This is a genomic window from Streptomyces sp. D2-8, from assembly GCF_023184515.1.
In the GTDB taxonomy this organism is placed as follows: domain Bacteria; phylum Actinomycetota; class Actinomycetes; order Streptomycetales; family Streptomycetaceae; genus Streptomyces.
Genome location: NZ_JAAHBP010000009.1, coordinates 112598 through 135387 on the forward strand (window position 1 = coordinate 112598; position 22790 = coordinate 135387).

Below are 22790 nucleotides of genomic sequence, written 5' to 3' on the forward strand. Positions count from 1 at the left end.
TTTCATGTGCTGTTAACGCGTAGTGGTCTCAGTACACAGCGCGTTGCGCCGAGCGAGTCAGTCACGGAAACCATGAAGGAGTTGGCTGGCCAGGACAGGCATCTTGTAGATTCGTATGAACGGAGGCCCTCAGAAACCTCCTCGTTTTCCTGTGGAAACGCGCGACACGGTCGCGTGACCTGGGACACAGCCCGGGCAGGGTTTGATTTCGAGACAAAGAACGGCGGCGACGAGAATGCGGCTGCGCGCACTGCTGGACACCGACGCGCTGGGCCTCAAGCTGCTCGGCGGCGAGGACGAGCTGGACCGCACCGTGCGGGGTGTGATGACCACCGACCTCCGCGACCCCAGCCGCTACCTCGCGGGCGGTGAACTGGTGCTCACGGGCCTGGCCTGGCGCCGGGACGCCGACGACTCGGAGCCGTTCGTCCGGATCCTGGTGCAGGCGGGCGTGACGGCCCTCGCCGCGGGCGAGGCCGAGCTCGGGGACGTACCGGAGGACCTGGTCGTCGCCTGCGCCCGTCATCGCCTCCCGCTCTTCGCGGTGCACGAGTCGGTGGCGTTCGCGACGATCACCGAGCACGTCGTACGGCAGGTCTCCGGCGAGCGCGCCGGCGACCTCGCGGCGGTCGTCGACCGCCACCGCCGGATGATGACCTCGGGCCCGGCGGGCGGCGGCCCCGACGTGGTCCTGGACCTGCTCGGCACGGACCTGGACCTGCGGGCCTGGGTCCTCTCCCCCACCGGCCGCCTGATCGCGGGCTCGAAGGCGGCGGGTCCCGCCCTGCCGCCCGAGGCGTGCGCCCGGCTCGCGGGAGAGCACCTGGCCGCCACCCGCACGGGCCGCCGCGGCCCCCACCGCGTGGTCCTGGGCGCCATGACGTACTCCCTGTTCCCGGTCCGCTCCACGGGCCGCTCCCCGCAGCCGGCCCGGGACGACCGCGAGACCGTCCTGTCGGACTGGCTGCTGGCCGTGGAGGCGGACGCCGGGGACTGGCCCGAGGAGCGCCTGGACCTGCTCTACGGCGTCACCCAGCTGATCGCGGTCGAACGGGACCGCCGCGACGCGGCCCGCTCGGTCCGCCGCCGCCTGGCCCAGGAGGTCCTGGAACTGGTCCAGACGGGCGCGGCGCCCGCCGAGATCGCCGCCCGTCTGCGCGTCGCCGCGCCGGTGCTGCTGCCCGGCCTGGGCGCCGCGCCGCACTGGCAGGTGGTCGTGGCCCGCGTCGACTGGGAGGGCGAGGAGATCGAGGCAGGCCCGGTGGCACAGGCACTGCTGGAGGAGGTCCTCGTCGACCCCGCGGTCGCCGGGCCGGAGCACTCCGACCGCATCGCCGTGGCCCACACGGGCGGCGAGGCCATCGCACTGGTGCCCCTCCCGGCCGTCTCCTCGGAGCACGACGGCTCGGAGACGGGCGTTCTCGCGGAGGTCCTCCTGGAATCGGTACGGGACCCCCTCACGGCGGGCCTCGACGACGGCCGCCTCACCCTGGGCGTCAGCGCGGCCGTCCACTCGGCGGAGGGCCTGCGCGGCGCGCTGGAGGAGGCCCGCCACGCACGGCGCGTCGCCGCGGCCCGCCCGGGCCGGGTCTGCGCGGCCGGCCACCAGGAGCTGGCCTCGCACGTCCTGCTGCTGCCCTTCGTCCCGGACGACGTCCGCCGGGCCTTCACGGCCCGCCTCCTGGACCCCCTGCGCGACTACGACCGCCGCCACCGCGCCGAGCTGATCCCGACCCTCGAAGCCTTCCTCGACTGCGACGGCTCCTGGACCCGCTGCGCCACCCGTCTGCACCTGCACGTCAACACGCTGCGCTACCGGGTCGGCCGAATCGAGCAGTTGACGAGCCGTGACCTGTCGCGGCTCGAGGACAAGCTGGATTTCTTCCTGGCCCTGCGCATGAGCTGATACGCGGGGTGTCCCGGCGGCAAACCGGGGCACCCCCGAGTCCCACGACTTTGTGAAATCCTTCACCCGCCCCCTTGGCCCGGCCCGCCGATTCGTGCTGAGATGCCGCCACCACTCAACAGCTCGATGGCGTGCTCGGGGAGGGCAACGTGGCGCATACCGCCATGTCTGGTAACGGAACGACCGCCGGTGACGATCCCCTCCAGACCGCGGTATGGCGGCTGCGCTCCCGCGGGTGCTGGGCCGACGCGGCCGCCCTGCTGCTGCCGGCCACACCGGCGGCGGCGCTCCAGCGCGCGTCGTTGCTGGTGGAGCGGTGTCTGTACACCGAGCAGGGCTGGGAGGAGGCCGAGGACGCGCTGCGCACGGCCGAGGCGATGGCCCACAGCGACGACGAGCGGGGCGCGGCCGCTTGTGAACGCGGGTACTTGGCCTACGCGGCGACGCTGCTCGCGGTGCGGGACCGGGCCGACGAGGCGCGGGCCGCGCTGGGGCGGGCGGCGGCGCTGATCCCTCCGGGGGCTCCGGCGCGGGCTCTCCTCGACTTCCGTCGCGGGCTCCTGGCGGAGAACCTGACGAGCGCGCCCCAGGCCGCCCGCGCCGCGTACCGTCGCGCCCACGCGGGCGCGACGGCGCACTCCGACCCGCTCCTGCTGTCCTTCACTTGGCGCCACCTGGCGGGACTCGCCCTGCGGGAAGGGGAGTTGGCGGAGGCGCGGCACGGTTTCGCGGAGTCGCTGCGGATCCGGGAGGAACTGGGCTATCTCGTGGGCACGGCCCCGGCGTTGGTGTCCCTCGCCGACACCGAGACGGAGCCGGAGGCCTCCCGACTGCGGGAGGAGGCCCGCCGCTTGTTCCGCCTGCTCGGGGGCGTACCGACCTGGCTGTCCCGCCAGTTGGCCCCGCCGGTCCCACCGGCCGCGACGGCCTGAGGGGGTGCGGGGCGCTCGGCGCTGTCGCTGAGGACGGGTAGGCGCGCGGCCCGGCGTGACGGGGTGCCTCCCCCGAGCTCTCGGCTTCGCTCGAGCAGGGGACCCCGATCGCCCACCCGTGGCCCGCAGCTCAGCGGAAGCGGCGGCCCGCCCCCACGCGCCCGCAGCCGCCGCACGACGGAAGGGGCCGGGTCGGGGGGTGTCCGCCCGCAGAGGTTGGCGCGTCAACGCCGGTCAGTCGGTATGACACCCCATCGCGCCGTTCCGAGGACGGACACCCCCCGACCCGGCCCCGACTCACCCCCCGGCATCACGCGAAGCACGCGCACCCCCACCGCCGCTCAAGCTCAACCGGCCGCAGCCGCCCCCGCGAAATGCTCCCCCACCAGCGCTCGCACCACATCCAGATCCCGTGCGACCAGCGCGTCCAGCAACGCCATGTGCTCGTGCGCGTCCGCCACCAGGTCGGCCCGCCCCCGGCCCGCCGGTCCACCCCCGACGAGCGGCCACTGCGCCCTGCGGTGCAAGTCCTCCGCGATCTGGACCAGTTGCCCGTTGCCCGAGAGGGACAGCACGGCCCGGTGGAACCCCCGGTCGGACTCCGCGTAGGTCGCACGGCAGCCGGAGGACGCCGCGCGGACCGTCGCCTCGGCGAGGGGCCGCAGCTCGGCCCAGCACTCGGCGGGAACGGTACGGGCCAGCCGCAGCATCACCGGGACCTCGATCAGCGCCCGGACCTCGGCCAGTTCCGCCAGTTCCCGCACACCCCGTTCGACCACCCGGAACCCACGGTTCGGCACGACCTCGACGGCCCCTTCGAGGGCCAGTTGCTGCATGGCCTCCCGGACCGGCGTCGCCGAGACGCCGAACCGCTCGCCCAGCACCGGCGCCGAGTACACCGCTCCGGGCCGCAGATCCCCGGCCACCAGCGCGGCACGCAGCGCGTCCAGGATCTGCCCCCGCACCGAGGCCCGCTGGACCACCGGCCGAACCCGCGGAGCGACCGGCACGGGCGGCTCACCGTGCGTGTGCTCCCCTCGCACCGCCCCGGCCTGCTGCGGCACCCGCGGCTGCGACTGCACCTGAGGCTGCGCCTGCGCCCGCCCGGCCGGCACACCCGGTCCGGCCGCCGAACCTGCCGCCGCCCACGGAGTCCCCGTGTCCGCGGAGCCCTGCGCTCCCTGCTTCACGGGTCCTCCTCCGGACGTATCAGTACTTGGGGTCATTACGACGGGTTGTTACTCGTCCGTCAAGCACCATAAGCGCCCCGGCCCCCAGTTCAAATCCCAGTTCAATTTCCCGCGATCTTGAGTAAGGTTAGGCTTACCTTCAAAAGACCCCGTTTCACCCGGACGGATCGGTGATCACATGCCTGCGCCCCTTTCGGCCGTCTCCGGCGCCTACGCCCGCCTGGCCGAGGTCCTCCCGGGGCTCGCGGTCACCGAACTGAACGCCGGCGACGAGACCCCGAACGGCGGCGGCTGGACCGCGGCCGCCGACCTCGCGGCCGCAGGCCCCGCCCTCGACCGCTTCCTGGCGTGGGACGTGGACCAGATCCAGCGGGACTACGACCAGCAGGCCCGCCCCGACGTCGTCGCCAGCTTCGGCCTGCACCGCTACGCCTGGCCCGCCTGCCTCCTGATCACCGTGCCGTGGTTCCTGCACCGCCGGGTCCCCCGCTACCCCGTGACACACGTCTCGTACGACCGCACCGCCCCGGGCCACACCCTCGGGCACCTGGCCGTCCGCCCCGCCGGCTTCGCCTGCCTGCCCGACGACGAGGCGGCCGCGCTGCCCGGTGCCCGGATCGTCCCCGACGAGGAGGCGCTGCGCGCGGAGGTGCGGGCGGCGGTCGCCGAGCACCTGGAGCCGGTCCTGACCGGATTCGGCCCCCGGATGCGACGCCGCGGCCGCGCCCTGTGGGGCATGGCGACCGACGAGATCGTCGAAGGGGTCTGGTACATCGCACAGTTGCTCGGCGAGATCGAGGAGCGGCGCGCGATGCGCGAGCTGGAGCTGCTCCTGCCGGGCGCGACCAAGCCGTACGTCGGCACGGCGGCGTTCCGGGAGCTGACCGGCCCCGGCGGCGAGCCGCTGCTCACCCGGGACCGCGCGAGTTGCTGCATGTTCTACACGCTGCGCCCGGAGGACACCTGCGCCACCTGCCCGCGCACCTGCGACACGGATCGCGTCACCAAGCTGCTGGCCACGGCCAGTTGAGCGCTCGCGGACCCCACCGCTCCCGCCGTCCCGTAAGATCATCGCGGAACCGGGCCTCCACAGGCCCGCAGGCGATTCACAATCCCCTCACGCGTCACGGGAACTATCCGGAGAACCACTCGTACGGGTAGTCTTGTTCGAACTCAACTCCCGCCCCTCAAGCGGCAGTTCGAGCAGAACGCCGCCCTGGGCATTCCCTTGCACTTCCTTGGCGGCCTCTTGCCCCGAAACCCCCTGAGGGCCGATGGGATTGGGCCACTATGGCGGGCGTCACGCCCTATCCCAATGCAAGGGACCACCCAGATGAGACTGACCGACATATCGCTGAACTGGCTGCTTCCGGGCGCCGTGCTTCTCCTGGGCATGCTGGCGGCGGTGGCGGTGCTCGCGCGCGGCAAGCGCTCCTCGGTCAAGGACACGAGCGCGGACGACTCCTGGGAGCGCAGCGAGGAACGCCGCAGACGCAAGGAAGCCGTTTACGGCACCCTCTCCTATCTCCTCCTGTTCTGCTGTGCGGCCGTCGCCGCCCTGCTCTCCTTCCACGGCCTGGTCGGCTTCGGCGAGCAGAACCTCGGACTTTCCGGGGGCTGGCAGTACCTCGTCCCGTTCGGCCTGGACGGCGCGGCGATGTTCTGCTCCGTCCTCGCGGTGCGCGAGGCCAGCCACGGTGACGCGGCGCTCGGCTCCCGGATACTGGTCTGGACGTTCGCCTTCGCCGCGGCCTGGTTCAACTGGGTGCACGCGCCCCGGGGCATCGGCCACGCTGGTGCCCCCCACTTCTTCGCGGGCATGTCCCTGTCGGCCGCGGTCCTCTTCGACCGCGCGCTGAAGCAGACCCGCCGGGCCGCCCTGCGGGAGCAGGGCCTGGTGCCCCGCCCGCTGCCGCAGATCCGTATGGTGCGCTGGCTGCGGGCCCCCCGGGAGACCTACCGCGCCTGGTCGCTGATGCTCTTGGAGGGTGTGCGCAGCCTGGACGAGGCGGTCGACGAGGTGCGCGACGACAAGCGCAAGAAGGACGAGACCCGCCAGCGGCGGCGCGACCAGCAGCGCGTGGAGCGGGCCCAGCTGAAGGCGATCAGCCGCGGTCACCGCGGCCACTTCGGCCGTGGCGGCGGACGGCAGCTGGAGGTGCAGGTGGAGCGCGGCTCCTCGCAGGTCTCCGCGGAGCCTGCCATATCCGCGCCGGAGCCCCTGCCCGTGCGCTCGCGTCCCTCCCTTCAGCCGGTGCGCAAAGGAGCTGACCCTGTGACCGTCGACCTCACCGCGGAGGACGACACCATGGCGCTGCCGCGTCTGGACTCCCTGGAGCGCAAGCTCAAGGACCTGGAGCAGCAGTTCGGCTAGCCGAGCCGCATCAGAGCGGCGAGGGGGCGTGGCCTGCGGGCCGCGCCCCTTCGGCGTTCACGCCGCCTCGGACTCCAGCTCGAACCAGACGGCCTTGCCCACGCCGTGCGGCCGGACCCCCCACGCGTCCGCGAGGGCCTGTACCAGGAACATGCCTCTGCCGTTCGTGCCCTCGTCGGCGACGGGCACCCGCACTCGGGGTCTGCGGGCCACGAAGTCCCGTACCTCCACCCGCAGTCCGCGGGGTCCGACGGTGGCCGTGAGGACCGCGTCGTGGTCGGTGTGGACGATCGCGTTGGTGACGAGTTCGCTGGTGAGCAGCTCCGCCACGTCGGACCGCCCGTGCCTCCCCCACTGTCCGAGCAGCTCCCGCAGTGCCCTGCGGGCTTCCGGGACGGCCCGCAGGTCCGCCCGCCCGAGTCTGCGCCGCAACTGCGGCGCCGGATCCCGCTCCGTGACGTCGTCGGTCCTGTCCTCCACCGTCTTCGCCGAGAAGCCCCCGATCGTTATGGGACCGCCTCGTCGTACCTGCCTCTCCATGACCCCCGCCCGCGCGCCGATGTCGGTTCCCCTCCTGCTCGAACACGTTCACGGGGATCCATGCCCAGGCGGGAACGCGGCAGTCATGCCGAATCGTCAACGACCGGGTGTTCGGCCACCGGAACGGGGCGGGCGGCCCGGGCGGCGGGCGACCGGGCAGTACGGCGGTGGAGGGGAGGGGGACAAGAGGGTAGCCGGTCAAGGCACTCGGGCGGAGCCCGACCGCCGTAGATCGGACGATGGGCCGATGACCGGCTGTCGATCGCGGCGTACGCGGTGAAGGGCTGGGGCGGCGGGCCCCCGTGGGCGGGGCTCCGGTGAAGTTGGCCGAAGTGCGACGGTCTTGACGGCCGCCACGACCGGTACGGGGCCGTCCTCCCCACCCCCGTGGCGGGAGGACGGCCCCGGTCTTCCGGCGGAGGCGCGGTCAGTACAGCTTGTTGACGGCGGTGGTCGTCGTCTTCTTGAAGGCCGCCACGGGAGCGTCGTCGAAGTCGCCCATCTGACCCCACGACACGACGGTGACGGTCCTGCCGTCCCGTCCGACGGACAGCAGCGAGATGTCCGTGGCGCCCCAGGACGTCTCGGTGTGCAGGCCGCGGACGCGGGCGCCTTCCTCGACCGGCAGCGAACCGTAGTCCCGGCCCTCGGCCTCGACGTCCGGGTCGTTCTCCTCGATGCGGTCGGCGCAGGTGCGGATCAGGTCGTCGTAGTGCTTCGCCAGGGCCTTGGCCTGGGCGGCTGTGCCCGTCACAACGGTCAACTGCACGGCGCCGGTGTCCAGGTCGGTCCGGAACTCCCGGTGCCGGTAGTCGTAGTCGAGCACGCCTTCCGTGCTCACGCAGAAGCCGAGTCCCTCCGGGAAGCCTTCGGTGACCGGGCCGGCCGTCCAGGCCGAGGTCGGGTGCGGCGGCAGCTGGGACGCCGACAGGAACTTCGGTGCGGCGGCCTTCGTCGCGGCCCCGGCGGCCGGTGCCGTGAGGACCGTGCCCGCCGCGAGGGCGGCGACGGTCAGGGCGGTGAGAGCGCTTGCTCGAATGCGCATGGGCATGGGTGTTCCCCCGTGGACGAGTGCGTGGGTGACGAGTGCGTGGATGTGGATGCCGCGGTGAGGCCGGCTGGTCGGCCCGGGCCTGGTCGGTGCGACACCAAGAGCATCGGCGGTCCCACCGCCCGGATGCAACAGCTCGCGTCCGATCCGGCACGGTGGAACCATCCCAGCCCGTCTGACGTGCAGGTACATGGGGTGCCTGGGATGCCGTTCCGGGCCGGGCCGAGCGATGAGGACGGGGGAACGGTGTCGGTACAGGACGACGTCGACGACGTCGGGGAGTTCGCGGCGCTGCTGAGGACGCTGAAGGAGCGCACGGACCGCAGTTACGGTTCGCTGGCCCGGCGCCTGGCCATGAACACCTCGACCCTGCACCGCTACTGCGCGGGCGAGGCGGTCCCGCTCGACTTCGCACCCGTGGAACGCTTCGCCGCCCTGTGCGGGGCGTCAGCGGAGGAACGTCTGGAGCTGCACCGCCGCTGGCTCCTCGCGGTGGCGGCCCGGCAGCGTCCCCGGCCGGCGAGCGCTGCCGGTACGGCGGACACGAATACGGACACGGACGCGGACACCGCCACGGTGGACGGCCCTGTCGACATCCCTGCGGAAGCGGACCCGCTCCCCGGCCGCCCCTGGTACCGCCGCAGACGCCTCACGGTCGGACTGGCCGCCGCCTGCGCGGTGTTCGCGGCGCTCGGGAGTCTCGCCGCGCTGCCGGACGGGCGGCGTGCGTCAGCCGGCGACCGGCCCGGCACTGCCGCTGCGGCGCCGTCCGGTACGGCGAAGACGGAAGCCCCGGACGGGAAGAGCCCCTCCCCCACCTCGAGCGGCGCCACCCCCGCTCCGCGGCGGTCCTCACCCTCCGCCACCCCGAAGCGACTGGAGCCCTCCCCGTCATCCTCCGCCCGCACCACCCCGCCCACCGGCGGTACCGCCTCCGCCCCACCTCTCACCTGGTCCGCCGACTCCCAGGCGTGGAAGCTGGGCTGCGGTCACGACTACGTCGTCGCCGCGCCGCCCGAGCAGGTCCCACCGCCGCCGGTCCCCCAGGACGCCGGGGTCTGGGCCGCGTCGCAGAACGCGGTGCACGGAGGCGAGACACTCGTGCGACTGTCCGTGCAGGGGCGGACCGACACGGCCGTCGTGCTGGAGGCCCTGCGCGTGCGCGTGGTGGGGCGCTCGGCACCCGCGCCGGGCAACGCCTATGCCATGGACCAGGGCTGCGGCGGTTCGATCACCCCGCGCTCCTTCGACGTGAACCTGGACAAGGACCGCCCCATCGCCCGCGCGGTGGCCGGGAGCGACGCGGGTACGCCGATCCCGGCGGTGCGCATGCCCTACCGGGTCTCCGCGCGCGACCCCGAGGTGCTGCTGGTCAACGCCAGGACCCAGGGATGCGACTGCCGCTGGTACCTGGAGCTCGACTGGTCCTCCCAGGGCCGCACGGGCACGGTCCGGATCGACGACGCCGGCCGCCCGTTCCGGACCAGCGGCATCAAGGGCCTGCCGCGCTACACCTACGACACCTCCGCACGTCAGTGGGTGCCCTACAGCTAGAGCACCACCCTTAGAACCGGGGCACGTTGCGCAGGTTGGAGCGGGCCATCTGCAGCATCCGGCCGACCCCGCCGTCCAGCACCATCTTCGAGGCGGACAGGGCGAATCCGGTCACCATCTCGGCCTTGATCTTGGGCGGGATGGACAGCGCGTTGGGGTCGGTGACGATGTCGACGAGGGCCGGTCCCTTGTGCTTGAAGGCGTCCTTCAGGGCCCCGGGGAGGTCCTTGGGTTTCTCGACGCGCACGCCGTACGCACCGCAGGCGCGGGCGACGGCGGCGAAGTCGGGGTTCTTGTTCGCGGTGCCGTACGACGGGAGGCCGGCGACCAGCATCTCCAACTCGACCATGCCGAGGGAGGAGTTGTTGAACAGGACGACCTTCACGGGCAGGTCGTACTGCACCAGCGTCAGGAAGTCGCCCATCAGCATGGAGAAGCCGCCGTCGCCGGACATCGACACGACCTGCCGCCCCCGGTCGGTGAACTGTGCGCCGATCGCCATGGGCAGCGCGTTCGCCATCGAGCCGTGGGAGAAGGAGCCGATGACGCGGCGGCGGCCGTTGGGTGAGATGTAGCGGGCGGCCCAGACGTTGCACATGCCGGTGTCGACGGTGAACACGGCGTCGTCGGCGGCGATGTCGTCGAGCACGGACGCCACGTACTCGGGGTGGATCGGCGTGTGCTTCTCGACCTTGCGGGTGTAGGCCTTCACCACCCCCTCCAGCGCGTCGGCGTGCTTCTTCAGCATCCGGTCGAGGAAGCGCCGGTTCTTCTTCTCCTTCACCCGCGGGATCAGGCAGCGCAGCGTCTCCCGTACGTCGCCCCACACCGCGAGGTCCAGCTTCGAGCGGCGGCCGAGGTGTTCGGGCCGGACGTCGACCTGGGCGATCTTCACGTCGTCGGGGAGGAATGCGTTGTAGGGGAAGTCGGTGCCGAGCAGGATCAGCAGGTCGCACTCGTGGGTGGCCTCGTAGGCGGCGCCGTACCCGAGCAGTCCGCTCATGCCGACGTCGAAGGGGTTGTCGTACTGGATCCATTCCTTGCCGCGCAGGGCGTGCCCGACCGGGGACTTGATCTTCCCGGCGAACTCCATGACCTCGGTGTGGGCGCCGGCCGTGCCGCTGCCGCAGAAGAGCGTGACCTTGCCGGCGTCGTCGATCAGCTCGACCAGCCGGTCGATCTCGGCGTCACCGGGGCGGACCGTGGGCCGGGAGGTCACGAGGGCGGTCTCGGCGGCCTTCTCCGGGGCGGGCAGGTCGGCGACGTCGCCGGGCAGGGTGACGACGCTGACGCCGCTGCGGCCGACGGCGTTCTGGATGGCGGTCTGGAGCAGTCGCGGCATCTGCTGCGGGTTGGAGATCATCTCGCTGTAGTGGCTGCACTCGGTGAACAGCCGGTCGGGGTGGGTCTCCTGGAAGAAGCCGAGGCCGATCTCGCTGGACGGGATGTGCGAGGCGAGGGCGAGGACCGGGGCCATGGAACGGTGGGCGTCGTAGAGGCCGTTGATGAGGTGGAGGTTGCCGGGGCCGCAGGAGCCGGCGCAGGCGGCGAGCCCGCCGGTGATCTGCGCCTCCGCGCTGGCGGCGAAGGCGGCGGTCTCCTCGTGCCGGACGTGGATCCAGTCGATGGCGGAGTTGCGGCGGACGGCGTCGACGACGGGGTTGAGGCTGTCGCCGACGACTCCGTAGAGGCGTTTGACCCCGGCGCGGGTCAGGATGTCGACGAACTGTTCCGCGACGTTCTGTTTGGCCATGGCTCTCGTCTGCCCCTTCGGTCTCCTGGGATCCCTCCGGGTTCCATCAAGTCACACCGGTCGCGCTCACGCCTCCCACACCGCGGCGGCCGTACGGTCGTCCGCGTAGCCCTTGACCCGTACCTGGGCGTCGGCGAGGAACGCGGCGAGGCCGGGCGGTTCGGGCCGGGACCACCGCTCGGCGAGGTACTCGCCCAGTTCGGGCTCGCCGCGCAGAGGGTCGGCGAGGCCGCCGCTGCACATCAGGAGCGTGTCACCCGGGCGGGCGACGGAGGTGCGGAAGCGGAAGGGCTCCCGGGGCGGCTCCGGGGCCGGTTCGTACGGGCTGGGCGGGGTCGGGATGCCCAGGTCCATGGTGAGCCGGTCGCCCTCGGGGGTCTCGGCGGGCGGCGAGCCGAAGCCCACGACGGGTTCGCCCCTGGTCTCGGCGACCTGCGGCTCGATGTCCTGCCATTCCCCCTCCCGCAACCGGAACAGTCCGCCCGGTCCGACCCCGAAGAACACCCGCGTACGGCACTCGGGGTCGGCGGACAGCAGCAGGCAGCGCAGGCTGGCCGCGTACTCCTCCGGGTCGACGCCCTGCTCGGAGGCGCTGGCCCGGAGCTTGCCGAGGCTGCGGTCGGTGAGCCGGTGCAGTCCGGACTTCAGGTCGCCACGCCGGCCGTCCCTGATGTCCTCGACCAGCCGTGCATGGCTGCGCCCGACGGCCCGTCCGATCCAGCGACAGGCCTCGGCGGCGGCCCGGTGCGCGCCCGGCGTGGCCCGGGCCCCGGTCGCCATCGCCACCAGCAGCAGCGCGTGCTCCCCCGCGCCGAACCGGGCGGTGAGCAGCGAATCCCTGCGGGGCTCCCCCCGGTACCGCGCGGAGTCCCCCCGCACGGAGACGGCCCGCAGCGTGCAGGCCCCGTACCGGGCCCCGTCCAGCACGGTGTCCGCCACGAGGTCGTCGAGATCATCCGGATCGGCCGCCGGGAGAGCGGTGGGTTCGGCGTCGTAGGTGGGCGGCCGGGTGCCTACGTGGCCACGGGACCGGGGAGTGGGCGCGGGCCGCTCGATCCGGGACCCGGTTTCCTCGGGTGGGGGGTCCGTGGCGGGGCGTGGGGCCGCGGACGGCGGGTCGGCGGGGAGCGGCGGCACGGGCGCCTGATCAGCCGGGTTCGACTGGGCATGCGGTGGGGCGCCGGGGCGTGGCGGCCGGTCGGTCGGGGTCGAGGACGGCGGCGGCGAGGCGGCAGGGCGCGGCGGCACGGGCGGCCGGCCGGCCGAGGCGGGGTGCGCGGCGTCGCCGGGGTCGGTGGCGGGTGCCGGCTCGGCGCGACCCGGTGGTTTCGCCGCGGTCGGGAAGCTCATGGGCCCGGTGGGCCGGGCCGGTGGCGGCTCCCAGGGCGCGCGCTGCGGGGCCCGGCCGTTCGGGCGGAGCGTGTCCAGCACGTCGTCGGCCCCGGTCCGAGGCGCCGGAACCACCGGCTCCGCGCCGAGTGGCCGCGCCACCGGCCGGTCCGAGGAGCCGGTCCGTCCCTCCGCCCCGTCTCCCACCGCCCCGGACGCCGACGCGAACCGGTCGTCCAGGGAATCCCGTGCCGGTGCGGGGCCCGTGTCGTCGGTGGAGTCGTCGTACAACTCCCTCCACCAGTCGTCCTCGTGACCGGTGGGCCTTCCCCCCTGCTGGCTCATGCCCGTAATTGTCCACCGCACGAGCCGGATGAAAACGGGGCTTGTGGAAAAAACCGGCCTGCCACGGGACGGTGAACGGCACGTCGAGTGACTCGTAGAACGGTCATGCGAAATCGGGCGCCCAGTGGGCCGCGCGTGGCTGACCTGCGGGTCTGGGCCCCAGCCACGCTTCTGACCTGCGCGTTCTCGTGCCTTCCGGCAGTCTGGTCAGATGGGAGTGTGGGACCTCCTGCTGGTCGGGCTGGTCATCCTGCTCGGACTGTGCGGAGTGCTGCTGCCCGCCATGCCGGGATCGTGGCTGGTGTGGGCCGCTGTCCTGTGGTGGGCGCTGAAGGATCCGCAGCCCGTCGCCTGGTGGGTGCTGGTCGGCGCCACGGTCCTGCTGCTCGTCTCCCAGGCCGTCCGCTGGGCGCTCCCGCCCCGGCGGCTGCGGATGAACGGCACCACCCTCCGCATGCTGGCCTGCGCCGGAGCCGGTTCCGTCCTCGGCTTCGTCCTGATCCCCGTACTCGGCGCGATCCCCGGATTTCTGGCCGGTGTCTACCTCTTCGAACGGCTCCGCCTCGGCCGTCACGCCGACGCGGTCGCCGCCCTGCGCACGGTCATGCGCGCGGGCGGCTCCAGCATCCTGGCCGAACTGTTCACCTGCCAGCTGATCGCGGCGGCCTGGCTGGGCGCGGTCTTCTGGGGCTGAGCCCTCAGGCGGGCAGCACACCCTCGTGCGTCAGCAGCCGTACCTTGCGGTCCAGGCCCCCCGCGTAGCCGGTCAGTGCGCCGTCCGCGCCGATCACCCGGTGGCACGGGCGGACCACCAGCAAAGGATTGGCCCCGATCGCACCGCCGACGGCCCGCACGGCCGCCCGGGGCGCTCCGATGCGCGCGGCGATCTCGCCGTAGGTCGCGGTCGAGCCGTAGGGGATGTCGTCCAGCGCGGCCCAGACCTTCTCGCGGAAAGCGGTGCCCTCGGTGCGCCAGGTCAGGCGGAACTCCTTCAGTTCCCCCGCGAAGTAGGCGGCGAGCTGCTCCTCGGCCTCCCGGAAGGGCCCGGGGTCGCGCCGCCAGTCGTCCCGCACCTCGCGTCCGCCCTTCTGTCCGGGCACGGACAGGGAGGTCAGCTCGCCGGTCGGGGCGGCCGTGAGGAGCAGCGGCCCGAGGGGGCCGGTCACACTCGTCCAGTAGGTCGGGCAGGTCATCACAACTCCCACTCCCCTGCTGCGCGCAGGTGGTTCACAGCGTACGAGCGCCAGGGGCGCCAGTGGTCGGGGACGTCGAGGCCGGGCGGGGCCACGTCCGGGTCGCCGAGGGCGCGGGTGCGGATCTCGGCCACCGTACGGGCGTCCAGTCCGGGCACGGCACGCAGGGCGTCCTGCGCGTCGTCCCGGTCGGCGCCCGGGTCCAGGCGTACGGCGTGGTCGGCGAGGGCGGCGGTGAGCGCGCCGAGGGTGCCGCCGGGCTCGGCCCCGGCGAGGACGGCCGGCTCGGGGAAGAGGTGGGTGAGGCTCCCGCAGGGGGCGTCGAGGGCCTTGCCGTAGCGGCGTACGAGCCGTTCCGCCTCCGTGCGGCCGGTCAGGGCGCGCACCGCGAGTTCCTCCGGGTCGGCGGTGCCCGGAGAGCGCAGCCCGGGCCGGGCGGCGACCAGGGGTGCGAGCCGCGGGTCGGCCGCGAGACGCTCGTCGACGGCGTAGGGATCGGCGTCGAGGTCGAACAGCCGCCGCAGCCGCTGGACGGCGGTCGTCAGGTCGCGCGGGTCGGTCAGGTGCAGCCGGGCCTCGAGCCAGCCGCCCGGGTAGGCGCCGAGCCCGGTCCGGGCGGTGCCCGGGCGTTCGTCGACGGCGACGATGCCGGTGCCGTAGGGGAGGCGCAGGGTGCGCCGGTAGGTGCGGGCGCCGGGCGGGCCGCTCATCTCCTCGATGCCGGGTACGGCCTCGTGTTCCAGCAGGTCGAAGACGGGTCCGGCCCGGTAGGGGCCGCGGTGGGCGAGCCGGAGGGGGATGCCGGCGTTCGGGGTGGCCGTGCGGCGGCCCCGGCCGTGTCCCGGCGCGGCGGCGCGCAGCCGGCTCGGGGTGGACGCGTACACCGCCCGGATCGTGTCGTTGAACTGCCGCACGCTGGCGAAGCCCGACGCGAACGCGATCTCGGTGATCGGCAGCTCGGTCGTCTGCACCAGGACGCGCGCGGTGTGGGCCCGCTGGGCCCGGGCGAGGGCGACCGGCCCGGCGCCGAGCTCGGCGGTGAGCTGCCGCTGCACCTGCCGTGCGCTGTAGCCGAGGCGGCCGGCGAGCCCGGCGACGCCCTCACGGTCGACCACGCCGTCGGCGATCAGCCGCACGGCCCGGCCCACCACGTCCGCGCGGACGTTCCACTCGGCGGAGCCGGGCACGGCGTCCGGGCGACACCGCCGGCAGGCCCGGAAGCCCGAGCCCTGCGCGGCGGCGGCCGTGGCGAAGAACCGTACGTTGGCCCGCTTCGGGGTGACCGCGGGGCAGCTCGGCCGGCAGTAGATGCCGGTCGTCTCGACGGCGAAGAAGAACACGCCGTCGAAACGGGCGTCGCGGCTGCGTACGGCCTCGTACCTGGTGTCTTCGTGCGTTCCCTGGTCCCTCACAGGTCCAGTCTCCGCCGCCGGCCGGGCGACCGCTGGCGGAAATCGGACACCGCGATCGCGTGGAGAGCGGGCGGCGGGACGCGGAGCGGTTACGAACGCCAGTGCGTTCCCCGCTTCGCTTCCATCGCGGCCCTGCCGATCGCCCCCTTCCGCTTCCAGTCCTTGCGGATCTCGGCCCGGAGGCGGGCGTCGGTCTTCGCGACGATGCGCTGGTTCTCCCGCAGCAGCTTGCGGTAGCTCTCCAGCCGCCGCACCGGCAGCTCACCGGTCTCGATGGCGTCCAGCACGGCACACCCCGGCTCCGCCTCGTGGGCGCAGTCGTGGAAGCGGCACCGCTCGGCCAGCTCCTCGATCTCGGAGAACACCTGCGCGACGCCGGTCTCGGCGTCCCACAGGCCGACGCCCCGCAGCCCGGGGGTGTCGATCAGGACGCCCCCGCCGGGCAGCGCGAGCAGGTTGCGGGTGGTCGTGGTGTGGCGGCCCTTGCCGTCGACGTCCCGGGTGCTCCGGACGGCCATGACGTCCTCGCCGAGCAGCGCGTTGGCGAGGGTCGACTTGCCCGCGCCGGACTGCCCGAGCAGCACGGACGTCCCCCCGCCGACGATCGCGGCGAGCACGTCGAGCCCGTCCCCGTCCACGGAGCTGACGGGCACGACCGGCACGCCCGGCGCGCTCGTCTCCACGTCCTGGACGAGGTGCCCGAGGGTCACGGCGTCCGGCACGAGGTCGGCCTTGGTGAGGACGACGACGGGCTGGGCCCCGGACTCCCAGGAGAGCGCGAGGAAGCGCTCGATGCGGCCGAGGTCCAGCTCGACCGCGAGGGACACGGCGACGACGGCGTGGTCGACGTTGGCCGCGAGGATCTGCCCCTCGGACCGCTGGGAGGAGGTGGAGCGGACGAAGGCGGTACGGCGCGGCAGGCAGGTGCGGACGTAGCGCGGGTTCCCGCCGGGTTCGACGGCGACCCAGTCGCCGGTGCAGACCACGCGCAGGGGGTCGTGCGGGGTGACGAACGCGGTGTCGGCCCGCAGCAGCCCGCCGGCGGTGACGACGTCGCACTGCCCGCGGTCGACCCGCACGACCCGGCCGGGCAGCAGCCCTTCGGCCTCGTACGGGGCGAACGCCTCGGCCCAGGCTTCGTCCCAGCCGTAGGGAGCGAGCGCGGAGAAAACGGATGAAGCAGAGGAGGAAGACAAGGGTGACCCTTCCCAAGGTCGGCCCCCGGCCCGACAGTCGGTCGGATCAGCCGACGGCCATGGAGGTGGACGTGACGAACTGGATGCGGGCAGCGCTCATCGCAATGACAGCCATCGGTCGACACCTCCTCGTCGCTCTGCTCTTCCCTGCACGGAACCGCCCTGTGCGCGGAACCGACGTCACGCTATCCCGTCACGACACAGGCGCGTCAACCGCTTTTCGCGCAGGCGTGACCGTTCAGCTCGAAGTCGTGCGGCGGGGAGTTCTTGCCGCGCCAGGAGGCGAGGAAGCCGAAGGCCAGGTCGCCGCCCGCGGGGACCGACTTGTTGTAGTCGGCGGCCGTGGCGGTGACGCGGGAGCCGTCCTGGGAGACGGAGCCGTCCCACATCTGGCCGACCCGCTGGCCGTCCCGGAAGGACCAGGCGACGCGCCAGGAGTCGAGGGACTCGGTGCTGGTGACGGTGACGGTGGCCTGGAAGCCGTCGGGCCACTGGTTGACCAGGTCGTACTCGACCCGGCAGACGGGGTCCTCGCTCTTGCCGGGTTCGGTCCGTTCGGTGGGCGAGGAGGTGCCCTGCGGTTCGGTGTGGCGGTTCTTGTCCTCCGGCTTGCCGGGCTTCTCCGGCTGCTTCGTGCCCTGGGTGGTGCGGCCGGACGGCTTCGAGGTCGCGGGCGGCAGGGACGGGGCGGACGGCAGGGGCGGAGCGGGGTCGGCCACCGGCTGGCGGTCGGCGCCGGATGCGCCGAGGTCGTCGTCGGTGCCGCCGAAGGGCATCAGTGAGACGCCGAGGGCCAGCACGGAGACCAGGACGGCGGCGACGAGGAGGCCGTTGCGGGCGACGCGCGCCTTCTGCTCCCCCTCGTCCGGCTCTCCGGCCGCCTTGTCGCCGGAGCCGGGGCGGCCGGCTCCGAGCCGCACCTCGGCGGCGCGGCGGCGGCGCTCCAGGTAGGCGAGGCCACCCCAGCCGATCACCCCGCCGGCCAGCGCCCCGGGCAGGGCGCCGCCGTGCAGGCGCAGGCAGGCGGCGGCCTCGGCGCACTGCACGCAGGTGGCGAGATGCCGGGAGAGGTCGCCGGGGGTCTCGGCGGCGGAGGAGCGGGTGACGGCGTCCAGCAGCCGGGCGTAGCTGCGGCACTGGGCGTCCATCGGCGTGTCGAGATGGTTGCGGTGGCAGCGGTCCCGGAACAGGGTGCGCACCTGCTGGAGTTCCTCGGCGGCCCCGGCCGGGTCGAGGCCCAGACGGCGGGCGACCAGGGGCAGCGGCAGCGCCTCCACCTCGGCGAACCACAGCAGTTCGGCGTCCGGCTGCTGCAGATCGCGCAGGCCGCGCAGCGCGAGCGGGCGCTGCAGGGGCGGGCCGGTGTAGCGGGCGGCCTTGTCCGAGTTGAGCCACAGGCGCAGGTCGGGGTCGAGTTTGTGGCCCTGCCCCTCCTCCTCCCAGGCCGCGGCCGTGGTGCGTACGGAGGTCAGCAGCAGGGGTATGCGGGGCAGGCGGGCCGGGCGGCGGCCGGTGCCGCGGACCGGGCCTGCGTCGGCGGCCCGGGCCTCGCGTATGCCGTGCGCGAACGCCTCGCGGCCGAGCTGTGCGGCGGCCGTGGACCCGGACGTGCACAGGTCCGCGTACGCGAGGACCGCGTCCCAGCACTCGGAGAACAGCGCGGCCTCGGTGGCGTCCTGAGGGGTCGGCAGGTCGGGCATGAGTCTCCTGCATCCACAAGCGAGGTCAACTCACCACATCGGCATTGGAGTTGGGGGAAACCTCGCGGCAATGCAAGAGCTTTTCACGCCTCTCACACAACTGACAAGCGCCCTGTTCAGATATCACGACAGGACGGCCGCACCCCCATGGCTCCGGCCTCGGAGTGTCATACGGGTGCGGCCGCCCTGCGACTCAACGTCGTGCCGTCCCGAAGGGCGACGTCATCGAAGTGTTATCAAACAGCGGTGGGTTCGTCGGCCGGAAGGCTGTCCATGAAGGAGCTGACCGAGAAGACCGCGTTGCCCGCGCCGGGCGGACCGTAGCCGGGAGGCGAGGAGAGGCCGAAGTCCTCCATGGTCTGCCGGTAGGCCTGGAGCAGGCGGATGTGGTACTCCAGCGGCGCGCCCTGCGGGTTGGCCTTGCCGAGCGGCGTCGTGGGCTCCGGGCACCAGGTGGTGAAGCGGGGCGTGATGCCGTGCGACATGAAGAAGCGCAGGCCCTCGGTGGTGGAGTCGATGGCCTCGTCGACCGTGGTGAAGCCGAACGGCTCGGCCATCTCCACACCCGCCACGAAGTTGGGGATGACGTTGCGCGCGCCGAAGATCTCGGCCGAGTCGAGGATGCGCTTGTGCCACTCGTCGCGGCCGACGTAGCGCTCCTTGCCCGGGCAGTACAGCTCGAACAGGCGGCGGTCCCACACCTCGTAGTTGGGGTGGTAGATCTGCACGCCGTAGTCCTTGAAGCGCTGGACGTCGTCGCGCGGCAGCGCCTGGGCGACGACCTTGCCGATCCAGCGGCCGGGGAAACGCTCCTCGATGGCCTTGGCGTAGTGGCCGTAGAAGTCGGCCTCGTCGCGGCCGGCGACCGTCTTGGTGATGGCGCCGCCGGTGAGGGTGTAGGCGGTGGAGGCCTTGGCGGTGTCGTAGCGGTCGATGATCTCGAGCGCCTCCAGCACCTCCTCGACGTCCTTCACGCCCGTGTAGGGCCGGCCGGCGGCCTTGTGCTGGCGCCAGTTGTGGTTGATGTCGCAGTACTGGCACTCCTCCTTGGCGCCGAAGTACTGGCAGACCCGGAAGACGGTCAGATAGATCAGGTAGCCCCACTGGATGGTCGGGGCGACCTCCATCACCGACTTCCCGCTGGCGAGGGTGTGCCGGTAGTACTCGGGCATCGGCGGCACACCGACGTCGGAGATCCGCTTGCCGTCGAGGTAGAGACCGAGCACGCCGTCGTCGTTCGCGGCGACGCGGTACGGCGAGGACGGGTTCACACGCACCGAGACGACGGTGCGGCGCAGGTCGTAGGGGCCGCCGGTGAGGATGATCTCCTCGGGCGGCCGGCGCAGCGCGGCCTCGCCCAGCTCGGGCAGGGTGCCGTGGTCGAAGGAGAAGATGAAGTACGACTTCGGCTTGACCTCGCCGCCCTCGTTGTCGCTGAGCGCGGACGGGTCGAAGGCGACGCCGCCGCGGAGCAGGTCCTCCTTGAAGACGGCCTCCCGCGGCACGTGCGGGAACCGCTCCATCAGATCCTCGACCAGCGCGGTACGGCTGCCCATCCCGATTCTCCTCCCGGTTCGGACGTACGACTCCTCACGGTATGCCCATGGGTGTGCGTGACCGGTACCGGGTCCCCCCGAGCCGCGGAAATGTCCCGTTCGCTGCGTTTTGCCTGGGGTGACTGTCAGGCTTCGCGTTCCAGCGCCGCCCAGTCGACCGGGTACGCCGGCTTCTCCCCGGCCAGCAGCCGTTCGGCCTCCTCGGCGACCGTCAGGCCGAGCCGGGCCAGCTCGTTGCCCTGGGATCCCGCCAGGTGCGGGGTGACGAACGCGCCGGGCAGGTCGTAGAGGGGCGAGTCGGAGGGGAGCGGCTCCGGGTCGGTGACGTCGAGGATCGCGGTCAGGCGCCCGGCGCGCAGTTCCGCCACGAGGGCGTCGTGGTCGACCAGGGTGCCGCGCGCGGTGTTGATCAGCACCGCCCCGTCGGGCATCAGGGCCAGCTCGCGGCGGCCGATCATGTGGCGGGTCTCGGGCGTCTCGGGGGCGTGGACGGTGACGATGTCCGACGTGCGCAGCAGCTCGTCCAACGGCAGCAGGGGGACGCCGAGCGCGGCGGCCTGCCGTTCGTCGACGTACGGGTCGGTGAGGACCGGCCGCAGATCGAAGGGGCGGAGCAGTTCGAGGACGCGGCGGCCGATACGGGAGGCGCCGATGACGCCGACCCGGCGGCCGTGGTTGCCGATGCCGGGGATGACGCCCCACCCGGCGGAGGTGCGGGCCGTGCGCATCCGGTCGCGGGCGGCGAGGACGTCCTTCCCGGCGAGCAGGATCATGGCGAGGGTGTACTCGGCGACCGGCAGCGCGTTGGCGACGGCCGCCGAGGAGACGGCGATGCCGCGCTCCCGGACGGCGGGGGTGGCGAAGGACTTCACCGAGCCCGCCGAGTGCAGCACGGCGCGCAGCCGGGGAGCGGCGTCGAGGACCGTCTCGTCGAGCCGGGGGCACCCCCAGCCGGTCACCAGGATCTCGGCCCGGGCCAGCGCGCCGAGGACGCGCGGGTCGGCGAAGTCCTGGGCCACGAGGCCCGGATCGATGTCCACGGACTTCCGCAGCCGCGCCAGCACTTCGGGCGGGAAGACCTGCGGCACGTTCTCGGCGGCCATGGCGAACAGTGCCTGGGGACGCTGGCTCAAGGAGGTGACCTTCCGGCTCGGGGGACGCTGCTGGAACGGCTCCCGCACCACGGATAGAAACCGCTCTCTACAGGCTCTACGGTAGGCCGCGCCGGGCGGTGGCGGCAATGGACACCGGGGCCGGGGTAGGTTCCGGCGGGGGCTTCCCGGCCCCCGCTGCCTCGGGGAAGGACGACGCGATGAACGGCACCGTGACCAACTGGGCGGGCAACATCACCTACGCGGCCAAGGAACTGCACCGGCCCGGCACGCTCGCCGCGCTGCGCGCACTCGTCGCGGACGGCGACCGGGTGCGGGTCCTGGGCAGCGGGCACTCGTTCAACGCGATCGCCGAACCGGGCCCCGAGGGCGTGCTGCTGTCGCTGGCCGAGCTGCCCCCGGAGGTGGACGTCGACACGGTGGCCCGGACGGTCCGGGTCGGCGGCGGCGTGCGGTATGCGGAACTGGCTCGTCAGGTGCACGGGCAGGGACTCGCACTGCACAACATGGCGTCCCTGCCGCACATCTCGGTGGCCGGGTCGGTCGCGACCGGCACCCATGGCTCGGGGGTGCTCAACGGCCCGCTCTCCACGTCCGTGCGCGAGGTGGAGCTGGTCACGGCCGACGGCTCGGTGGTGGCCATAGGCCGGGACGAGGAGCGGTTCGGCGGGGCCGTCACCTCACTCGGCGCGCTCGGCGTCGTCACCGCGCTCACGCTGGATCTGGAGCCGGCCTACGAGGTCGAGCAGCACGTGTTCACCGAACTGCCGCTGGAGGGCCTGGACTCGGGGGCGTTCGAGACGGTGATGGCGACGGGGTACAGCGTCAGCCTGTTCACCGACTGGCGGGAGCCGGGCTTCCGGCAGGTGTGGCTCAAGCGGCGCACCGACCAGCCGCTGCCCACCTTCCCCTGGGCCGCTCCCGCCACGGAGAAGATGCACCCGGTGCCGGGCATGCCCGCGGTCAACTGCACCGAGCAGTTCGGTGTGCCGGGGCCGTGGCACCAGCGGCTGCCGCACTTCCGGGCGGAGTTCGTCCCGAGCAGCGGGGCGGAGCTGCAGTCGGAGTACCTGCTGCCGCGCGGGCACGCCGTGGAGATGCTGCACGCGCTCGACGCGATCCGGGAGAGCGTCGCCCCCGTCCTGCAGACCTGCGAGGTGCGCACGGTCGCCGGCGACGACCAGTGGCTGAGCCCCACCCACGGGCGGGACACCGTCGCGGCGCACTTCACCTGGGTCGAGGACACAGAGGCGGTACTGCCGGTGGTACGGCGCGTCGAGGCGGCCCTGGCCCCCTTCGGCGCCCGGCCGCACTGGGGGAAGGTCTTCACCCTCCCCGCGCCCGCCCTGCGCGAGCTGTATCCGCGACTCGGCGACTTCCGGGCGCTGACGCGGGAACTTGACCCGCGGGGGAAGTTCGCCAACGCCTTCGTGAGGGATGTGCTCACGCAGGCGTAGACGACACCGGGGCCGGGCCGGGCCGACCGGCCGGGTGCGGATGGCGCGGCGGTGGGGTGGCGGCGTGCGGGCGGCGCGGTGGTCAGGCCGGTCCGTGTGGGCGGCCCGCCGGGCAGGCCAGGGCGAGCGGACGGCCCACCAAGCAGACCGCGGCGTGCGGACCCGCCGGTCAAGCCGGGGTGTGGGGACG

Annotated in this window: 18 protein-coding genes; 7 read left to right on the forward strand and 11 right to left on the reverse strand. The window is 73.2% G+C overall.

Annotated features, from left to right (window positions below):
- Nucleotides 1-235: 235 nt before the first annotated feature.
- Both G3I77_RS18545 and G3I77_RS18550 read left to right on the forward strand, forming a co-directional pair.
- Entirely contained in the window at nucleotides 236-1906 is a 1671-nt protein-coding gene (locus G3I77_RS18545) for a PucR family transcriptional regulator ligand-binding domain-containing protein (protein WP_248505151.1), read from the forward strand.
- Nucleotides 1907-2070: 164 nt separating this feature from the next.
- On the forward strand, nucleotides 2071-2838 hold the full coding sequence (locus tag G3I77_RS18550) for a hypothetical protein (protein WP_248505153.1): 768 nt from the start codon (nucleotides 2071-2073) through the stop codon (nucleotides 2836-2838).
- Between the two features lie 347 nt (nucleotides 2839-3185).
- Here G3I77_RS18550 and G3I77_RS18555 read toward each other — a convergent pair whose 3' ends face one another.
- Nucleotides 3186-4028 carry a GntR family transcriptional regulator gene (locus G3I77_RS18555; RefSeq protein WP_248505155.1) on the reverse strand — a complete coding sequence of 281 codons (843 nt, stop codon included), beginning with the start codon at nucleotides 4026-4028 and terminating at the stop codon, nucleotides 3186-3188.
- Nucleotides 4029-4206: 178 nt separating this feature from the next.
- On the opposite strand from G3I77_RS18555, the gene G3I77_RS18560 reads away from it, so the two are divergent.
- Complete coding sequence (locus G3I77_RS18560) at nucleotides 4207-5058, forward strand: (2Fe-2S)-binding protein (protein ID WP_248505157.1); 852 nt, start codon at nucleotides 4207-4209, stop codon at nucleotides 5056-5058.
- Nucleotides 5059-5361: 303 nt separating this feature from the next.
- Complete coding sequence (locus G3I77_RS18565; RefSeq protein WP_248505159.1) at nucleotides 5362-6402, forward strand: DUF2637 domain-containing protein; 1041 nt, start codon at nucleotides 5362-5364, stop codon at nucleotides 6400-6402.
- Between the two features lie 57 nt (nucleotides 6403-6459).
- On the opposite strand, the gene G3I77_RS18570 is transcribed toward G3I77_RS18565, so the two are convergent.
- Together G3I77_RS18570 and G3I77_RS18575 are read right to left on the reverse strand one after the other, a co-directional pair.
- Nucleotides 6460-6942: an ATP-binding protein gene (locus tag G3I77_RS18570; RefSeq protein ID WP_248505161.1), complete on the reverse strand. Its 483-nt coding sequence runs from the start codon at nucleotides 6940-6942 to the stop codon at nucleotides 6460-6462.
- Between the two features lie 427 nt (nucleotides 6943-7369).
- Complete coding sequence (locus G3I77_RS18575) at nucleotides 7370-7993, reverse strand: hypothetical protein (protein WP_248505163.1); 624 nt, start codon at nucleotides 7991-7993, stop codon at nucleotides 7370-7372.
- Nucleotides 7994-8239: 246 nt separating this feature from the next.
- Here G3I77_RS18575 and G3I77_RS18580 point away from each other — a divergent pair, with 246 nt between their 5' ends.
- Nucleotides 8240-9547, forward strand: a complete 1308-nt coding sequence (locus tag G3I77_RS18580; RefSeq protein ID WP_248505165.1) for a helix-turn-helix domain-containing protein — start codon at nucleotides 8240-8242, stop codon at nucleotides 9545-9547.
- Nucleotides 9548-9557: 10 nt separating this feature from the next.
- On the opposite strand, the gene G3I77_RS18585 is transcribed toward G3I77_RS18580, so the two are convergent.
- Nucleotides 9558-11300, reverse strand: a complete 1743-nt coding sequence (locus G3I77_RS18585; RefSeq protein WP_248505167.1) for a pyruvate dehydrogenase — start codon at nucleotides 11298-11300, stop codon at nucleotides 9558-9560.
- Nucleotides 11301-11366: 66 nt separating this feature from the next.
- Nucleotides 11367-12974, reverse strand: coding sequence for a protein phosphatase 2C domain-containing protein (locus G3I77_RS18590; protein ID WP_248505169.1), 1608 nt, complete (start codon nucleotides 12972-12974; stop codon nucleotides 11367-11369).
- A gap of 211 nt (nucleotides 12975-13185) precedes the next feature.
- Between G3I77_RS18590 and G3I77_RS18595 the strand changes: the two genes are divergently transcribed.
- Nucleotides 13186-13668: a DUF456 domain-containing protein gene (locus G3I77_RS18595; RefSeq protein WP_248505171.1), complete on the forward strand. Its 483-nt coding sequence runs from the start codon at nucleotides 13186-13188 to the stop codon at nucleotides 13666-13668.
- Nucleotides 13669-13672: 4 nt separating this feature from the next.
- Here G3I77_RS18595 and G3I77_RS18600 read toward each other — a convergent pair whose 3' ends face one another.
- The 6 genes from G3I77_RS18600 to G3I77_RS18625 all read right to left on the reverse strand — a co-directional run bounded on the left by G3I77_RS18600 (nucleotide 13673) and on the right by G3I77_RS18625 (nucleotide 21164).
- Nucleotides 13673-14167 (reverse strand): methylated-DNA--[protein]-cysteine S-methyltransferase, encoded by a 495-nt coding sequence (locus tag G3I77_RS18600; RefSeq protein WP_248505177.1) that lies wholly within the window; start codon nucleotides 14165-14167, stop codon nucleotides 13673-13675.
- Entirely contained in the window at nucleotides 14167-15579 is a 1413-nt protein-coding gene (locus tag G3I77_RS18605; RefSeq protein WP_248505179.1) for a DNA-3-methyladenine glycosylase 2 family protein, read from the reverse strand. The genes G3I77_RS18600 and G3I77_RS18605 overlap by 1 nt, the downstream gene beginning before the upstream one ends.
- Before the next feature lie 89 nt (nucleotides 15580-15668).
- Entirely contained in the window at nucleotides 15669-16775 is a 1107-nt protein-coding gene (gene rsgA, locus G3I77_RS18610; RefSeq protein ID WP_248505182.1) for a ribosome small subunit-dependent GTPase A, read from the reverse strand.
- 209 nt (nucleotides 16776-16984) lie between these two features.
- Entirely contained in the window at nucleotides 16985-18475 is a 1491-nt protein-coding gene (locus G3I77_RS18615) for a cellulose-binding domain-containing protein (protein ID WP_248505184.1), read from the reverse strand.
- Between the two features lie 236 nt (nucleotides 18476-18711).
- Entirely contained in the window at nucleotides 18712-20031 is a 1320-nt protein-coding gene (locus G3I77_RS18620; RefSeq protein ID WP_248505185.1) for a radical SAM protein, read from the reverse strand.
- A gap of 125 nt (nucleotides 20032-20156) precedes the next feature.
- Nucleotides 20157-21164, reverse strand: a complete 1008-nt coding sequence (locus G3I77_RS18625; protein ID WP_248505187.1) for a hydroxyacid dehydrogenase — start codon at nucleotides 21162-21164, stop codon at nucleotides 20157-20159.
- Between the two features lie 179 nt (nucleotides 21165-21343).
- On the opposite strand from G3I77_RS18625, the gene G3I77_RS18630 reads away from it, so the two are divergent.
- Nucleotides 21344-22600, forward strand: coding sequence for a D-arabinono-1,4-lactone oxidase (locus tag G3I77_RS18630; protein ID WP_248505189.1), 1257 nt, complete (start codon nucleotides 21344-21346; stop codon nucleotides 22598-22600).
- The last annotated feature ends 190 nt before the right edge of the window (nucleotides 22601-22790 follow it).

Bases quoted from the DNA above. Each gene is read 5' to 3' on its own strand.
- G3I77_RS18545 (WP_248505151.1), top strand. From the start codon at position 236: ATGCGGCTGCGCGCACTGCTGGACACCGACGCGCTGGGCCTCAAGCTG.
- G3I77_RS18550 (WP_248505153.1), top strand. From the start codon at position 2,071: ATGTCTGGTAACGGAACGACCGCCGGTGACGATCCCCTCCAGACCGCG.
- G3I77_RS18560 (WP_248505157.1), top strand. From the start codon at position 4,207: ATGCCTGCGCCCCTTTCGGCCGTCTCCGGCGCCTACGCCCGCCTGGCC.
- G3I77_RS18565 (WP_248505159.1), top strand. From the start codon at position 5,362: ATGAGACTGACCGACATATCGCTGAACTGGCTGCTTCCGGGCGCCGTG.
- G3I77_RS18570 (WP_248505161.1), bottom strand. From the start codon at position 6,942: ATGGAGAGGCAGGTACGACGAGGCGGTCCCATAACGATCGGGGGCTTC.
- G3I77_RS18575 (WP_248505163.1), bottom strand. From the start codon at position 7,993: ATGCCCATGCGCATTCGAGCAAGCGCTCTCACCGCCCTGACCGTCGCC.
- G3I77_RS18585 (WP_248505167.1), bottom strand. From the start codon at position 11,300: ATGGCCAAACAGAACGTCGCGGAACAGTTCGTCGACATCCTGACCCGC.
- G3I77_RS18590 (WP_248505169.1), bottom strand. From the start codon at position 12,974: ATGAGCCAGCAGGGGGGAAGGCCCACCGGTCACGAGGACGACTGGTGG.
- G3I77_RS18595 (WP_248505171.1), top strand. From the start codon at position 13,186: ATGGGAGTGTGGGACCTCCTGCTGGTCGGGCTGGTCATCCTGCTCGGA.
- G3I77_RS18600 (WP_248505177.1), bottom strand. From the start codon at position 14,167: ATGACCTGCCCGACCTACTGGACGAGTGTGACCGGCCCCCTCGGGCCG.
- G3I77_RS18615 (WP_248505184.1), bottom strand. From the start codon at position 18,475: ATGCCCGACCTGCCGACCCCTCAGGACGCCACCGAGGCCGCGCTGTTC.
- G3I77_RS18620 (WP_248505185.1), bottom strand. From the start codon at position 20,031: ATGGGCAGCCGTACCGCGCTGGTCGAGGATCTGATGGAGCGGTTCCCG.
- G3I77_RS18630 (WP_248505189.1), top strand. From the start codon at position 21,344: ATGAACGGCACCGTGACCAACTGGGCGGGCAACATCACCTACGCGGCC.